15 protein-coding genes are annotated in these 16,538 nt (G+C 40.2%); 10 read left to right on the plus strand and 5 right to left on the minus strand.

The genetic code is table 11. The features are described from left to right. Positions 1–58 precede the first annotated feature (58 nt). The 5 genes from yfaE to ubiG all read right to left on the minus strand — a co-directional run bounded on the left by yfaE (position 59) and on the right by ubiG (position 5,618). Positions 59–331 (minus strand): class I ribonucleotide reductase maintenance protein YfaE, encoded by a 273-nt coding sequence (yfaE, locus tag QL989_RS15075; RefSeq protein WP_076919572.1) that lies wholly within the window; start codon positions 329–331, stop codon positions 59–61. Then, positions 331–1,461, minus strand: coding sequence for a class Ia ribonucleoside-diphosphate reductase subunit beta (gene nrdB, locus QL989_RS15080; protein WP_138608498.1), 1,131 nt, complete (start codon positions 1,459–1,461; stop codon positions 331–333). Before nrdB ends, yfaE begins: the two co-directional genes overlap by 1 nt. A 73-nt stretch (positions 1,462–1,534) precedes the next feature. Next, a complete protein-coding gene (gene nrdA, locus QL989_RS15085; protein WP_138608496.1) occupies positions 1,535–3,817 on the minus strand; it encodes a class 1a ribonucleoside-diphosphate reductase subunit alpha in 2,283 nt (760 codons plus the stop codon). A gap of 410 nt (positions 3,818–4,227) precedes the next feature. After that, a complete protein-coding gene (locus tag QL989_RS15090) occupies positions 4,228–4,908 on the minus strand; it encodes an HAD-IA family hydrolase (RefSeq protein ID WP_290170973.1) in 681 nt (226 codons plus the stop codon). Beyond that, positions 4,908–5,618 carry a bifunctional 2-polyprenyl-6-hydroxyphenol methylase/3-demethylubiquinol 3-O-methyltransferase UbiG gene (gene ubiG, locus QL989_RS15095; protein ID WP_054200873.1) on the minus strand — a complete coding sequence of 237 codons (711 nt, stop codon included), beginning with the start codon at positions 5,616–5,618 and terminating at the stop codon, positions 4,908–4,910. Before ubiG ends, QL989_RS15090 begins: the two co-directional genes overlap by 1 nt. A 178-nt stretch (positions 5,619–5,796) precedes the next feature. Between ubiG and gyrA the strand changes: the two genes are divergently transcribed. From gyrA to QL989_RS15145, 10 genes are all read left to right on the plus strand, one after another. Beyond that, complete coding sequence (gene gyrA, locus QL989_RS15100) at positions 5,797–8,496, plus strand: DNA topoisomerase (ATP-hydrolyzing) subunit A (RefSeq protein ID WP_290170975.1); 2,700 nt, start codon at positions 5,797–5,799, stop codon at positions 8,494–8,496. Between the two features lie 116 nt (positions 8,497–8,612). After that, a complete protein-coding gene (gene serC, locus QL989_RS15105; RefSeq protein WP_138608490.1) occupies positions 8,613–9,695 on the plus strand; it encodes a 3-phosphoserine/phosphohydroxythreonine transaminase in 1,083 nt (360 codons plus the stop codon). Then, positions 9,695–10,972: a 3-phosphoshikimate 1-carboxyvinyltransferase gene (aroA, locus tag QL989_RS15110; protein ID WP_290170976.1), complete on the plus strand. Its 1,278-nt coding sequence runs from the start codon at positions 9,695–9,697 to the stop codon at positions 10,970–10,972. Before serC ends, aroA begins: the two co-directional genes overlap by 1 nt. A gap of 107 nt (positions 10,973–11,079) precedes the next feature. Next, complete coding sequence (cmk, locus tag QL989_RS15115) at positions 11,080–11,790, plus strand: (d)CMP kinase (RefSeq protein WP_075169266.1); 711 nt, start codon at positions 11,080–11,082, stop codon at positions 11,788–11,790. 95 nt (positions 11,791–11,885) lie between these two features. Further along, positions 11,886–13,553 (plus strand): 30S ribosomal protein S1, encoded by a 1,668-nt coding sequence (gene rpsA / locus QL989_RS15120; RefSeq protein ID WP_002961176.1) that lies wholly within the window; start codon positions 11,886–11,888, stop codon positions 13,551–13,553. 66 nt (positions 13,554–13,619) lie between these two features. After that, positions 13,620–13,907, plus strand: a complete 288-nt coding sequence (ihfB, locus tag QL989_RS15125) for an integration host factor subunit beta (protein WP_024600987.1) — start codon at positions 13,620–13,622, stop codon at positions 13,905–13,907. A gap of 21 nt (positions 13,908–13,928) precedes the next feature. After that, positions 13,929–14,210 (plus strand): LapA family protein, encoded by a 282-nt coding sequence (locus tag QL989_RS15130; RefSeq protein ID WP_008114742.1) that lies wholly within the window; start codon positions 13,929–13,931, stop codon positions 14,208–14,210. Between the two features lie 2 nt (positions 14,211–14,212). Continuing rightward, a complete protein-coding gene (gene lapB / locus QL989_RS15135; RefSeq protein ID WP_138608484.1) occupies positions 14,213–15,349 on the plus strand; it encodes a lipopolysaccharide assembly protein LapB in 1,137 nt (378 codons plus the stop codon). Between the two features lie 33 nt (positions 15,350–15,382). Then, positions 15,383–16,087, plus strand: a complete 705-nt coding sequence (gene pyrF, locus QL989_RS15140; RefSeq protein ID WP_138608482.1) for an orotidine-5'-phosphate decarboxylase — start codon at positions 15,383–15,385, stop codon at positions 16,085–16,087. Positions 16,088–16,176: 89 nt separating this feature from the next. Further along, a partial coding sequence (locus QL989_RS15145) for a hypothetical protein (RefSeq protein WP_290170978.1) occupies positions 16,177–16,538 on the plus strand: 362 nt, incomplete at its 3' end.

The raw sequence follows: 16,538 nt of genomic DNA on the forward strand, positions 1-16,538 counted from the left end.
ACAAACCTAGCTGTTATATATTATTCTCGTGCTGTTAAATACGCTTAATGTGAGTTACTTACTTTAAATTAATACTGATATCACCATTTGGTTTGCAGCAACACAAGAGTATTTCACCATCGCGAACAAACGCTAACGGCTCTTCATTATAATTAACTTCACCAGAGACAAGTGTTGCTCGACACGCACCGCAATATCCCTCACGGCATTGGTAAGCGGCATCAATCTTATTTGATTCAAGGCAATGTAAAAGAGAAGGGCAGCCAGCGGCAAAATCAATGCGCTGGCTGTTATCTGCAAGTGTGATACTTGCAGTGGTTCTATCAGTCATTATAAATCAAAGTCACCAAATTCATCGGCATCTACTTGTGAGTCAATCTGACCAACTAAGTATGAGCTTATTTCGGCCTCTTGAGGAGCAACTTGCACGTTATCTGACACTAACCATGAGTTGATCCATGGAATAGGGTTACTGTTATTTTCAAACTGTGCAGGCAGCCCAATCGCGGTCATACGCGCATTGGTAATGTACTCAACATATTGACATAGAATGTGTTTATTCAAACCAATCATCGAGCCATCTTTAAATAGGTACTCGGCCCATTCTTTTTCTTGCTCTGCGGCTTCAACAAACATTTTAATTGCTTCTTCACGGCACTGTGCGGCAACAATCGCCATTTCAGGGTCATCTTTACCATCTTGCATGATATTTAAAATATGCTGAGTACCTGAAAGGTGGAGTGCTTCATCACGGGCAATAAGCTTTATAATTTTAGCATTACCTTCCATCAATTCACGCTCGGCAAACGCAAATGAGCAAGCAAAGCTCACATAAAAGCGAATGGCTTCTAAAATGTTCACTGACATCATTGCCAGGTACAATTTCTTTTTCAGCTCAAATAAATTAACTACCACGGTTTGGCCATTAATTTCGTGTTTGCCTTCACCGTATAGGTTGTAAAGCGATACAGAATTGATTAGGTCATCATAATAAGTAGTTACCGCATCGGCACGCTCACTTATTTTGTCATTGCTAACAATGTCATCAAAAATGAGTTCAGGTGCTTGGGTTACGTTACGAATAATATGGGTGTACGAACGACTATGAATAGTTTCACTAAACGCCCATGTCTCAATCCATGTTTCTAGCTCAGGAATAGACACAATCGGTAATAGCGCTACGTTAGGCGAACGACCTTGAACACTATCAAGCAGCGTTTGATATTTTAAGTTGCTTAAAAATATGTGCTTCTCGTGATCGGGAAGCGCTTGAAAGTCTAAACGGTCTTTACTTACATCAACTTCTTCAGGTCGCCAAAAGAAAGACAATTGTTTTTCAATTAGTTTTTCAAAAATAGGGTATTTTTGTTGATCGTAACGTGACACGTTAACGGTTTGACCAAAAAACATTGGCTCTTGCATTTGGTTATTATGGTTTCTGCTAAAAGTAGTATAAGACATGTTTATCACTCAAAAAACTATCACTAAAACTATCAGGACAAAGCGGGCAGGGCGCCCGCTTTAAGTTTAACTATTAAATTTTACACGCGCCGCCTGCACAATCATCATCTTCCACTTCTGGAGTGTCTTCTTGAGCATCTGATGCGCCATCGCGGGTATTATGGTAATACAGTGTTTTAACACCTAACTTGTAGGCACCGAGTAAGTCTTTTAGTAAGACTTTCATAGGTACTCTACCGCCTTCGTATCTGTTTGGATCATAATTAGTATTTGCTGAAATTGTTTGGTCGATAAATTTCTGCATTATGCCTACTAATTGTAAGTAACCATCGTTTGATGGAATATCCCACAGTAACTCATAGTTATCTTTAAGGCGTTCGTACTCAGGAACAACTTGCTTTAAAATACCATCTTTACTTGCTTTAACACTAATATGGCCACGTGGTGGCTCAATACCATTGGTTGCATTTGAGATTTGCGATGATGTTTCTGATGGCATTAATGCGCTCAGCGTTGAGTTACGCATACCGTGCTCTTTAATGTTGGCACGTAACGTATCCCAATCAAGGTGCAGTGGTTCATCACAAATTTTATCTAAATCACGCTTATACGTATCTGTTGGCATAATACCTTGTGAGTACGTAGTTTCGTTAAATTTAGGACATGCTCCACGCTCTTTTGCCAGCTCATTAGATGCTTTCATTAAGTAGTACTGAATCGCTTCAAATGTTTTATGCGTGAGTGCATTTGCGCTGCCATCTGAGTAACGCTTACCGTTTTTAGCTAAGTAGTAGGCGTAGTTAATCACACCTATCCCTAGGGTACGACGTCCCATAGTGGCATTTTTTGCCGCCGGTACTGGGTAGTCTTGGAAATCAAGTAAGTTATCTAGTGCACGTACTGCAAGCTCAGCTAACTCTTCTAATTCATCCAGTGACTCAATCGCGCCTAAGTTAAATGCAGACAAGGTACATAAGGCAATTTCACCTTCTTCATCATTTACATTGTTCAGTGGCTTAGTCGGTAATGCAATTTCTAAACATAAGTTAGATTGACGAATAGGCGCCACTTTCGAAATAAATGGGCTATGTGTATTACAGTGGTCAACATTTTGTAAGTAAATACGACCGGTGCTGGCACGTTCTTGAGCAAACATAGAAAACAGTTCAATGGCTTTAATACGTTTTTTACGAATTGACTCGTCTTGTTCATACTTTACGTAAAGTGCATCAAATTCGTCTTGATCTTCAAAGAATGCGTCGTAAAGGCCCGGCACGTCTGAAGGGCTAAATAAGGTAATGTAATCGTCTTTAATTAAACGCGAATACATTAATTTATTAAACTGTACGCCGTAGTCTAGGTGACGTACGCGGTTATCATCAACACCACGGTTGTTTTTAAGTACCAGTAGGTTTTCTACTTCTAAATGCCAAAGCGGGTAGAATAAAGTAGCGGCTCCGCCACGTACACCGCCTTGCGAACAACTTTTAACGGCTGTTTGAAAATGCTTATAAAAAGGAATACAACCTGTGTGGTACGCTTCGCCGTTACGAATAGGGCTACCTAATGCACGAATACGTCCGGCATTAATACCAATACCGGCACGTTGAGAAACGTATTTAACAATCGCTGATGATGTCGCGTTAATTGAATCTAAGCTGTCGCCACACTCAATCAGTACACATGAGCTAAATTGGCGCGTTGGTGTACGTACACCTGACATAATTGGTGTAGGTAAAGAAATTTTAAATAATGAGACCGCATCGTAAAAACGTTTGATGTAATCAATACGCGTTTCACGTGGGTAATCTGAGAATAAGCTTGCCGCAACTAATATATATAAAAACTGTGCACTTTCGTAAATTTCACCGGTTACACGGTTTTGAACTAGGTATTTACCTTCAAGCTGTTTTACTGCTGCGTAGCTAAAGTTAAGATCGCGTGAATGATCTAAGTAAGCATCTAATTCATCAAGTTCTTGCTCTGTGTAATCAACAAGCAAATGTGCGTCGTAGCGTTTTTGTTCAACCATGTCAGTAACGTGGTCAAAAAGGCGCGGTGGCTCAAATTGGCCATACGCTTTTTTACGTAAATGGAATACAGCTAAACGAGCAGCAAGATACTGATAATCAGGTGATTCTTTTGAGATCTGATCCGCAGCGGCTTTGATAATCGTCTCATGAATATCTTTAGTACGAATACCGTCATAAAATTGAATATGCGATTTAAGTTCAACTTGTGAAACCGAAACGTTGTTTAAACCTTCGGCGGCCCATTCAATAACGCGATGGATCTTGTCTAGATCAAGCGGCTCTTTACGGCCGTCACGTTTGCTTACAGATAACTGTTGGTTCATAGTTTTGCCTGTATTCCTTGGGAATTAAATATTTTTGACCAATGAGTGCACTTAAAACGCCCAGTGCCTATTCTTTTATTGTTATTTCCACCGCATAGGTAAATTTAATCGAATAACATTTAGCCACAATATCTGGTGTTGTTCAAATTAGAGATCACAAGATAGTGTGGTCTGTGATCTTTTGCAAGGGACAGAAACCGCTCTCATTGTGGATAACGTTGGGATAACGTAATTGTGTTAGTAGGCATTAACCTTTGATCATTCGGTTAAGTTGAAATTTGTAAAAATCAACTAAGGAAAGATTAAATTTACGCTTTTTAAAAATAAATTTCGTCTGCTTTTTTTATCATCAAGCTTTGCGTAAAAACTAACACAATCACAATATGTAGTGTTTATTAATTAACATGGCACTATATGTGGTTGAATGCATCTATAGGGCTATGCCAATTAAAATCTGCATTCCAAGCCAATGCTTCGTCTATACTCGGTACATATCCCCACAGTGCGGTAGCGGTGTGCATATTCGCAGCTTTACCTGCTTGTATATCTCGCTGTGCATCACCTATATATAGGCAGCGCGAAGGATCAACACTCATTTGCTCAGCACAATGTAATAAAGGAAGGGGTGAGGGCTTAGATTCAGCTAAGGTATCACCACTTATCACAATTTGAGCATTTTTTAATGCAGGAATCGCCTCGACTAAAGGATCGGTTAAAAAGCCAGGCTTATTTGTCATAATGCCCCACGGGATCCCTTTATTATCAAGGGCAATGAGTAACTGTTCTATACCTACAAAGCATTGGGTATGGGTGGCAATATTGGCAGCGTAGTGTGCAACTAGCTCTGCTAAAAGTTGCTCTTGCGGTTGTTGCGCCCAAGCATCTTTAAAACCAGCAGCAAGTAATGCTGCTGCGCCATTTGAAGCTGCGGGTCGATACATATCACTGCCCACTAAGGGCTGTTGATGATTATGCAGCACACTATTTAGCGCGGCGCCTAAATCATCAGCGGTATCGAGTAAAGTGCCATCTAAGTCAAACAGCAATGCTTGATATTCAATTGGGCTAGTAGGTGTTTGCAAGCTTGCCATTACGCTAACTTCTCAAAGTGCAGCATATAATTTACGCTGACGTCATCATTAACCGTATATTGCTTTGAAAGTGGGTTGTAACTTAATCCTGCACTGGCACGTACCTTCAAGCCTGCTTGTTCTGCCCATGCGATTAATTGCGCAGGTTTAATAAACTTTTTATGGTCATGGGTACCTTCAGGCACCATTTTTAACAGTTTTTCTGCACCGACAATAGCGTATAAATAAGCTTTAGGGGTTTTATTAAGGGTAGAGAAGAATACATCCGCCCCAGGTTTTGCTAATTTAGCGACCGCATGAATAATAGAAGCAGGGTCGGGAACGTGCTCTAACATTTCCATGCAAGTAATCACATCAAAGCGCTCAGGGTGCTCATCAGCAAATTGTTCAGCAGGTACTTTTATATATTCAACGGGTACACTTGTTTCTAAACTGTGTAACTTAGCGACAGTTAAAGGCTCTTGCCCCATATCGATACCTGTTACCTTTGCACCCATTCGCGCCATGCTGTGACTTAAAATACCGCCGCCACATCCTACATCGAGGGTTTCTTTGTCAAATAATCCTTTAGTTTTGTCAGCGATAAAATCTAATCGTAATGGATTAATTTCGTGAAGCGGCTTAAATTCGCCTTCTAAATCCCACCAACGCTCTGCGATGGCTTCAAACTTTGCTATTTCTGCGTTATCTACATTTTGATGTTCGGTCATAAAATACTTCCTCGTCAATCTGAGGCCATTATATAGGGCTAAATTGATAAATCGCAAAGTTTTGCGCCTGTAAATTAAAATTAATTGTGATAGCATGGTTGCTTAGAAATAATAACAAACACTCTTAATACCTAATACTGGGTTGTTAAGAGCTGATACTGAAGGAATGTGATATCAAATGACTGATCTCGCCAATGAAATTCTGCCAGTCAATATTGAAGACGAGTTAAAAAACTCCTACTTAGATTACGCCATGAGTGTAATTGTAGGACGTGCATTACCAGACGTACGTGACGGTTTAAAACCTGTTCACCGCCGCGTCTTGTTTGCAATGAACGAGCTTAGTAATGACTGGAACAAGCCTTACAAAAAATCGGCCCGTGTGGTCGGTGATGTAATTGGTAAATACCACCCACACGGCGACAGTGCAGTTTATGACACCATCGTACGTATGGCTCAGCCATTCTCACTACGTTATATGCTAGTTGATGGTCAGGGTAACTTTGGTTCGGTTGATGGTGATTCAGCAGCGGCAATGCGTTATACAGAAGTACGTATGGCTAAAATGTCGCACGAATTATTAGCCGATCTTGAAAAAGAAACGGTTGATTTTGTGCCTAACTACGACGGCACAGAACAAATTCCTGATGTGTTACCGACTAAAATACCTAACCTGTTAGTTAATGGTTCGTCAGGTATTGCTGTTGGTATGGCGACAAATATCCCGCCACACAACTTAACAGAAGTAGTGAATGGCTGTTTAGCGCTTATTCAAAACCCTGAATTAACTATTACTGAGTTAATGGATTACATCCCAGGGCCTGATTTCCCAACTGCGGCCATTATTAATGGTAAAAAAGGCATTGAACAAGCCTATCAAACCGGTCGTGGTAAAGTGTACATGCGTGCGCGTGCTGACATCGAAACCGATGAGAAAACTGGCCGCGAAACGATTATTGTTCATGAAATCCCTTACCAAGTTAACAAAGCCCGTTTGATTGAAAAAATTGCTGAGCTAGTTAAAGATAAAAAAATTGAAGGGATCAGCGCATTACGTGATGAATCAGATAAAGACGGTATGCGTATCGTTATCGAGATCAAACGTGGTGACGTAGGTGAAGTTATTTTGAACAACCTTTATTCACAAACTCAGTTACAAACTGTGTTTGGTATGAATATGGTTGCGTTAATTAATAACCAACCTAAGTGTTTCAACTTAAAAGAAATGCTTGAAGAATTTATTATTCACCGTCGTGAAGTTGTTACCCGTCGTACGGTATTTGATTTGCGCAAAGCCCGCGACCGTGCGCACACGCTAGAAGGTTTAGCGATTGCACTGGCAAACATTGACCCAATTATCGAACTTATTCGTAAGTCACCAACACCTGCTGAAGCAAAAGTTGCACTAACAGCGCGTCCTTGGGAATTAGGTAATGTTAAAGCCATGCTTGATAAAGCAGGTGAAGACAATGTTGCCCGCCCAGATTGGCTAGCAAGCGATCTTGGTATTCGTGATGGTCAGTACTATATTTCTGAGCAACAAGCTCAAGCAATACTAGACTTACGTTTGCACAAACTAACAGGTCTTGAACACGAAAAAATTCTTACTGAATACCAATCGTTACTCGACCTAATTGCTGAACTATTATTCATTTTGGCAAGTCCGGAACGTTTAATGGAAGTTATTCGTGATGAGTTAGTTGAAATTAAAGAACAATATGGTGATGAGCGCCGCACTGAAATTAATGCAGCTGCACACGATATTAGCCTTGAAGACTTAATTAACGAAGAGAACGTGGTTGTGACCTTATCACACGAAGGGTACGTTAAGTATCAAGCGTTAAGTGATTACGAAGCGCAGCGTCGTGGTGGTAAAGGCAAGTCAGCAACCAAGATGAAAGATGAAGATTTCATTGAACGTCTACTTGTTGCCAATACGCACGATACTATTTTATGTTTCTCTACTGCGGGTCGATTATATTGGCTTAAAGTGTATCAGTTACCACTTGCAAGTCGCGCAGCGCGCGGTAAGCCAATTGTTAACTTATTACCGCTTGAAGCAGATGAACGTATTACTGCTATTTTGCCGGTACGCGATTATGAAGATGATAAATACATCTTTATGGCGACAGCATTTGGTACGGTTAAGAAAACACCATTGACTGCATACAGCCGTCAACGTGCTAGCGGTATTATTGCCGTTAACTTAAACGAAGGTGATAGCTTAATTGGTGTTGATATTACCGATGGTAGCAACGAAATTATGTTGTTCACTGATGCGGGTAAAGTTGTACGCTTTAAAGAAGCTGAAGAAACCACGGTAGTTGATGAAAATGGTAACCCTGTTCTTGATGAAGAAGGTAAGCCTGAGATTCGCTTCAAAGGTGTACGCCCTATGGGTCGTACTGCAACGGGTGTTCGTGGTATTAAGATGCCAGACGAACAACGTGTTGTATCACTGATTGTACCTAAGAATGACGGTGCAATATTAACAGTAACAGAAAATGGTTACGGCAAGCGTACTCAACTTGAAGACTACCCATCTAAGAGTCGTGCAACACAAGGTGTTGTATCAATTAAGGTGAGTGAGCGTAATGGTGCCGTTGTTGGTGCTGTTCAAGTTGATGACAACGACGAAATAATGATTATTTCGAATCGTGGTACCTTAGTACGAACTCGCGTTAATGAAGTTTCTACGGTTGGACGTAACACCCAAGGTGTTATTTTGATCAGAACTATTGACGAAGAGCAAGTAGTTGGTTTACAACGTATAGAAGAGATTGAAGTGACTGAAAGTGACTTGATTGATATCGAAGACGTTGAAACAGTAGATACGGTTATAGATGAAGTAGCGGATGACAATCCTCCTTCAGAATAATTGAGATTGAAAAAAGCGGCCTTGGCCGCTTTTTTTATATGGTTGAAAAAAACTAAAGACACTTGAATTAGTTTAATTCAAGTTAAACAGTAAATTACTGGAATGAGGAAAAGGTAATGAGTATTTATAATTTTTGTGCGGGTCCTGCAATGCTACCACCGGCTGTCATGCAAAAAGCACAAAAAGAGTTTTTAGACTGGCAAGGGCTTGGTGTTTCAGTAATGGAAATGAGCCATCGCAGTAAAGAATTTTTAGCATTAACGGCTAAGTGTGAAGCTAGTCTGCGTCGTTTAATGAATATTAGTGATGAGTTTGAAGTGCTGTTTATGCACGGCGGCGGTCGAGGACAATTTAGTGCCGTACCTTTAAACCTCCACGTTGATGGAAAAAAAGCGGTGTATTGTGAAAACGGAGTGTGGTCAAAAAGTGCAACTAGCGAAGCTGATAAGTTTACTCAAACTCACACTATTGACGTACGTAATGACGATAATGGCTTATTTTCTATCAAGCAGGTAGCCGATTGGGTTTTACCAGCCGATGCTGCATATATTCATTATTGCCCAAATGAAACTGTAGATGGTCTAGAGATTTTTGATGTACCCAGTCACCCAACAGCACCGATTGTCGCCGATATGTCGTCGACTATTCTATCGCGCGAAATTGACGTTAATCAATTTGATTTAATCTACGCAGGTGCTCAAAAGAATATCGGCCCATCGGGTATTGCTATCGTAATTGTTCGTAAAACGCTACTTGAGCGTGAAGGGCTAGCTAAGCCAGGTATTTTAGATTACGCACTTGAAGCAAAACAAGGCAGTATGTTTAACACTCCACCTACATTTGCATGGTATTTAGCAGCTGAAGTATTTGAATGGCTTGAGCAAAATGGCGGTGTTAAAGCCATGGAAACACATAATACTGCCAAAGCGCAGCTGCTTTATGACTTTATCGATGAGTCTGATTTTTACACCAACAAGGTAGCAAAACATTGTCGTTCACGTATGAATGTGCCTTTTTGGTTAGTTGATGAAAGCCTAAATGATAAGTTTGTTAAAGAGTCAACAGAAGCGGGCTTATTAGCGCTTGAAGGGCACCGTATTGTTGGCGGTATGCGCGCGAGTATTTATAACGCAATGCCACTGGAAGGAGTTAAAGCATTAGTTGATTTTATGGCGGCTTTCGCAAAGGAGAACAGCTAATGGATCAACTTTCTTTAGCGCCTATTTCACAGGTTAATGGCAGTGTTACTCTGCCGGGTTCGAAAAGCTTGTCAAATCGCATTCTATTATTGGCTGCACTATCAAACGGCTCTACGGTTGTAGAAAACTTATTAGACAGTGATGATATTCGTCATATGTTGGGCGCCTTAGCGCAGCTCGGTGTGAATGTGACACTTAATGATGAGCGAACTATCGCGACCGTAGAAGGTGTAGGTGGCGTATTTAAAACGCCAACTGAGGCATTGTTTTTAGGTAATGCAGGCACTGCATACCGTCCTTTAACGGCAGTGCTTGCAGCGATTGCTGGGGAGTATGAGTTAATTGGTGAGCCACGTATGGAAGAGCGACCAATTGGCCACTTAGTTGATGCACTGCAAGCCTTAGGTGGTAATGTTAGTTATTTAAAAAATAAAGATTATCCGCCGCTTAAAATTGTTGGTGGGCAAATAGCAGGTGGTGAAGTAGAAATCGACGGTAGTATTTCAAGCCAATTTTTAACTGCGTTGCTTATGGCTGCACCGTTATTTAAAGGTGATACTCAAATTAAAATTAAAGGCACGTTAGTGTCTAAGCCTTACATTGATATTACTCTTGATGTAATGACGCGTTTTGGTGTCACCGTTGAGCATGATAATTACAGTACTTTTTTTGTAAAAGGTGCACAGCAGTATCAAGCCGTTGAGCGAATTATGGTCGAAGGGGATGCTTCATCTGCTTCTTACTTTATTGCTGCAGCAGCAATTGCCGGCGGCGAAATAGAAATTAAAGGCGTCGGTGCTAAATCAGTTCAAGGTGATATTGGTTTTGCTAATGTTATGGAGCAAGTAGGTGCCAAAATTGATTGGTATGACGAACGTTTAGTTGTTCGTAAAGGTGAGCTTAACGGTATTGATATTGATGCGAATGCAATACCTGATGCTGCAATGACCCTGGCTACAGTTGCCTTGTTTGCAAAAGGGCCAACGGCAATTCGCAACATTTATAACTGGCGAGTAAAAGAAACTGACCGTTTACACGCTATGGCCACAGAGCTTAAAAAAGTAGGGGCTGAAGTAGTTGAAGGGCATGACTTTATTGAGATCACACCGCCAAAACAGTTTAATAATGTGGCTGTAGATACCTATGATGACCACCGTATTGCCATGTGCTTTGCAATGGTGGCAGTAGGGGGTAAGCCCATAACGATTAACGATCCGGCCTGTACTTATAAGACATTCCCAACATTTTTCAACGTGTTAGCATCTGTCAGTAAATAGGCTATTTATAAGTATTTATAAAAAGTTACATACTAAAAGCGGATAATCTTTAATAATTGACGTATAATGTGGCGGTTTATTTTGGTGTGCATTGAAGGAGGTTTTAAATGCCGGCGTTATTAATGCCCGTAATCACCGTAGATGGCCCAAGTGGTTCTGGTAAAGGAACTGTTTGTCGCTTATTGGCTGAAAAATTAGGCTGGGATGTGTTAGATAGCGGTGCAATTTATCGCGTACTTTCACTTGCAGCACTTCATCACCAAATTGCGTTAGATAACGAAGAAGCACTGGTTCCACTAGCTGCAAATCTTGATGTGCAGTTTCTGATAGACAGTGATACTAATGCAGGAAAGATTATTTTAGAAGGCGAAGATGTAACAACCACTATTCGAAATGAAGAAGTGGGAGCTGCAGCGTCCAAAGTTGCGGCATTGCCACGAGTTCGTGAAGCGTTACTTCGTCGCCAGCGTGCGTTTAGAACTGAAAATGGCTTAATTGCTGATGGTCGCGATATGGGCACTGTTGTGTTTCCTGATGCGCCATTAAAGATATTTCTAACCGCAAGTGCAGAAGAACGTGCTCGCAGACGTTTTGTTGAGTTGAATGAGCGCGGGCTTGATGTTACACTAAGTGGTCTATTACAAGACATTCGAGCACGTGATGATCGCGATATGAATCGCGCCGTTGCGCCGCTTGTACCTGCAGAGGATGCGATTGAGCTTGATACTAGCGAACTCAACGCACAGCAAGTCTTTGATAAAGTTATAACTTTATTAGATTCAAGCATCTCTGAAGGTAAGCTTCCTAAACGAAGCTAAACACATTTTATGCACCAGCAGGACGCCAGTGCTATTTTAACAACCCCATGCAGCATGGTTGCTTATTGGTATTAATATATGAGACGTATATTCGTATGTCAGAAAATTTTGCGCAGTTATTTGAAGAAAGCTTAAAGGGTTTTGAAGCAGAGCAAGGCTCTATCGTTAAAGGTACAGTAATCTCAATCGAGAACAACATTGTACTTGTAGATGCTGGTCTTAAATCAGAAAGTGCTATCCCTGCAGAGCAGTTCAAAAATGCTGCTGGTGAACTAGAAGTTGCTGTTGGCGACGAAGTAGATGTTGCACTAGATGCAATCGAAGACGGTTTCGGTGAAACTATCCTTTCTCGTGAGAAAGCGAAGCGTCACGAAGCGTGGATCCGTCTTGAGAAAGCATGTGAAGAGCAAGAGACTGTTACTGGTGTTATCAACGGTAAAGTTAAAGGCGGTTTCACTGTTGAAGTTGATTCAATCCGTGCTTTCCTACCTGGTTCACTTGTTGATGTTCGTCCAGTACGTGACACAACTCACCTTGAAGGCAAAGAGCTTGAATTTAAAGTAATCAAGCTTGATCAAAAACGTAACAACGTTGTTGTTTCACGTCGTGCAGTTATCGAATCAGAAAACTCACAAGAACGTGAAGAGCTTCTTGCTAACCTTGTTGAAGGTCAAGAAGTTAAAGGTATCGTTAAGAACCTTACTGACTACGGTGCATTCGTTGACCTTGGTGGTGTTGATGGTCTACTACACATTACTGACATGGCGTGGAAGCGTGTTAAGCACCCTTCAGAAATCGTTAATGTTGGCGACGAAATCGCAGTTAAAGTTCTTAAATTCGACAAAGATAAAACTCGTGTATCTCTAGGTCTTAAACAGCTTGGCGAAGATCCATGGGCAGCTATCGCTGGTCGTTACCCAGAAGGTTCTAAACTTTCTGGTCGTGTAACTAACCTTACTGATTACGGTTGCTTCGTAGAAATCGAAGAAGGCGTTGAAGGTCTAGTACACGTTTCTGAAATGGATTGGACTAACAAGAACATCCACCCTTCAAAAGTTGTTTCACTTGGTGACACTGTTGAAGTTATGGTTCTTGAAATCGACGAAGAACGTCGCCGTATTTCTCTTGGTCTTAAGCAATGTATTGCTAATCCTTGGCAGGAATTTGCTCGTCTACAAAACAAAGGCGATCAAGTTACTGGTAAGATCAAATCAATCACTGACTTCGGTATCTTTATCGGTCTTGACGGTGGTATTGATGGTCTTGTTCACCTTTCAGACATTTCTTGGAATACACCTGGCGAAGAAGCTGTACGTGAATTCAAGAAAGGCGACGAAATCACTGCTATCGTATTGCAAGTTGACCCAGAGCGTGAACGTATCTCTCTAGGTGTTAAGCAAATCGAAGCTGACCCATTCAATAACTACCTTGATGCAAACAAAAAAGGTGCTATTGTTAAAGGTAAAGTGACTGAAGTTGATGCGAAAGGCGCAACTGTTGAACTTATCGAAGGCGTTGAAGGTTACATCCGTGTAGCTGATATCGCTCAAGAGCGCGTTGAAGATGCAACTACTGTTGTTTCTGTAGGCGACGAAATCGAAGTTAAATACGTTGGTGTTGATCGTAAGAACCGCACTTTAAGCTTATCTGTTAAAGCTCTTTTCGAAGCAGAAGAGAAAGAAGTACTAGAGAAGCTTAAGAAAGAAGAGCCAGTGTTCGAAAACGCAATGGCAGCTGCTTTCGCAAATGCACAAAAAGACTAATTAATTATAGTCTTTTAATTGGAAGGGCAGTTTATGCCCTTCCACTATTTCTTTTAAGGAAACGCTATGACTAAGTCAGAACTGATAGAAACACTTGCTGAACAACACGCACATATTCCTGTGAAAGATGTTGAGAACGCTGTTAAAGAAATTCTTGAACAAATGGCCGGCTCATTATCTTCTTCAGATCGTATTGAGATCCGAGGTTTTGGAAGTTTCTCTTTGCATTACCGTGCACCTCGTACAGGTCGAAATCCTAAAACAGGTGAAACTGTAGAGTTAGACGGTAAGCATGTACCTCATTTTAAGCCAGGCAAAGAACTACGTGACCGTGTAAACGAGAGCATTGCTTAGTAAATTTATTGGAGTAGTTACTTGTTCAAGGTATTAAAAATTATTCTGGCAGCACTTTTTTTAATTGGTGCATTTGTATTGGGTTCGCAAAATCCACAATTAACACAAATTAACTACATAATAGCCAGTAATACATTACCTTTAGCCGTTATAATAAGTATCTGCTTTTTGTTAGGTGTTGTAGTGGGTTGCTTTGTGAGCTTTAAATTGTTTACGCAATTAAAGTGGCAAAATTACCGTTTAAAAAAGCAATTAACGCCTGAAAAAGATAATAAAAAGCGTATTGCCAACAAAGATACCTAATTATGATTGAGCTGTTGTTTTTACTGCTTCCTGTCGCCGCCGGTTATGGCTGGATCATGGGAAAAAACAGTGCGAAAAATCAGGCTCATCAATTTAATAGAGAAATCACTTCTGAATACAGTAAAGGGTTAAAGTTCTTACTGGACAGAGAAGAAGATCAGGGGCTTGAGCATTTAATTAATTTGCTCGAAGTAGCTGCTGACTCTGTAGAACACTATTCTACATTAGCCACTATGTTTCGCCGCCGTGGCGAGCTTGACCGCGCAATAAAAATTCATGAATTGCTATTAAAACACCCAAGCCTTAACGAAAAACAAGCTGCCAATAGTCGGTTAGAATTAGCAGAAGACTATATTATGGCAGGTTTACTCGATAGCGCAGAAGAACATTTAATATGGCTGGTAAAAAATAACCATGAAGATGCTCTTGAGCCAATTATTTCCTTATATTCACAGACCCGTGAATGGGAAAAAGGCATTAGTATGTTTGAAGCGCATACTGAGCTTTTTTCAAAAGAACAACACTTCAAAGCCATCGCAAACTTTTATTGTGAATATGCTATTACCAGTAATAATCCTCAACTTATGCGCAAAGCTATTAGCTTAAACTTTAAAACAATCAGGCCTCTATATGAGCTTGGTTTGTCTGCCTATACAAAAGAAGATTACGTAAAAGCAATTTATTATTGGCGAGAACTTATCTGTCAATTTACCTTTTTTGCGCCATTATTTATTGATAAGTTAGCGCATAGTTATAAGCAACTTAAACTAACCCATCAGTTTCATGAACTCGTGAACGACTTATTAGATAAGGGTGGGGTAATGATAAAAATACAGCATTGCCAAGCGTTGCTTGAGCAAGGTCACACTGAACAAGCCTTTGAATTTTTAACCGACAGTTTAAAACGTCAACCTACCATCCGTGGCTTTAGTTTTTTACTGCAGTTAATGAGCGCCGAAAATAAAAATACCAAAGATGTGCTTAATCAAATAGATAAACTTGTTACCTCATATATTGCTACCAAGCCTGACTTTCAATGCCAGCATTGTGGCTTTACAAGTTACACCATTTATTGGAATTGCCCTTCTTGTAAACATTGGGAAACCATTGTGCCTAGCAGAGGCTTAGACGGATTTTAATCTTTATACTTTTCGCTCACTAGTAGGATAGTTATGTCTTTCGAACAATCAAAAAAAATTCTTATCGCTCTTGATTATGATGATCAGCAAACTGCTTTAGCATTTGTGAAACAGTTATCACCGGATACCTGTCGATTAAAAGTGGGTAAAGAAATGTTCACATATTTTGGCCCTGAATTTGTTAAAGAGCTGGTTGATTTAGGTTTCGATGTATTTTTAGATTTGAAATTTCATGATATCCCAAATACTGTTGCTAAAGCAGTAACCGCTGCAGCTAAAATGGGCGTGTGGATGGTTAATGTTCATGCAAGTGGTGGTTTTGAAATGATGCATAAAGCAAAGCAGGCACTCGAACAATTTGGTGATAAAGCTCCTTTATTGATTGCCGTGACCGTTTTAACCAGCATGGATGAAACTGAGCTTGGGCGTTTAGGTATAACTAAATCACCACAAGAGCAAGTTATGCATTTAGCAAAACTAACAAAGCAAGCAGGGCTTGATGGTGTAGTGTGTTCAGCACAAGAAGCACAAAGTTTAAAGGCGGCTTTAGGCAAAGAATTTAAACTCGTAACCCCAGGTATTCGTCCTGCTGGCAGTGATGCGGGCGATCAAAAACGTATTATGACACCTAAAGACGCGATTGAAGCTGGCAGTGACTATTTAGTAATAGGGCGTCCGATTACTCAGGCACAAAACCCTGTAGAAGTATTAAATGATGTTAATAAATCAATAGCTTAAATTTAAAGTATGCATAATTATAAGGAGTTTATTACAACTCTTTTTGTTTGTGCTACATTTAGTTACGGCTATGCAGTGAGGAACTAACTTTGCGTTTAATAATGTTTGTAGTGGTAATTATCATTAGTGGCTTTGCTGTTAATAAATATGTATTTTCAACCAAAATGTATGATGATGTTTCGAATGTTACCGATTTGGTATCTGATTACCCCGTTGATTTATTTAAGTTTAAAAAAATCGCCCAAAACTATGCTCAGCATTTATGTTATACAAATGAAGCTGTTTTAGCAGGACTTGATATAAGTAGTAGAGAATGTGTTGATGTACACGATGAAATGCAGAATGAGTGTACAAAAAAAGTATTTAGATTAGCGCCATTAAATATGACATCTAAAAAAGAATTAATTGAATATTCAAATCAATATTCACGTTGTACCTTACCTTACAAAAA

The organism is Pseudoalteromonas sp. APC 3224 (assembly GCF_030407535.1).
In the GTDB taxonomy this organism is placed as follows: Bacteria; Pseudomonadota; Gammaproteobacteria; order Enterobacterales; family Alteromonadaceae; genus Pseudoalteromonas.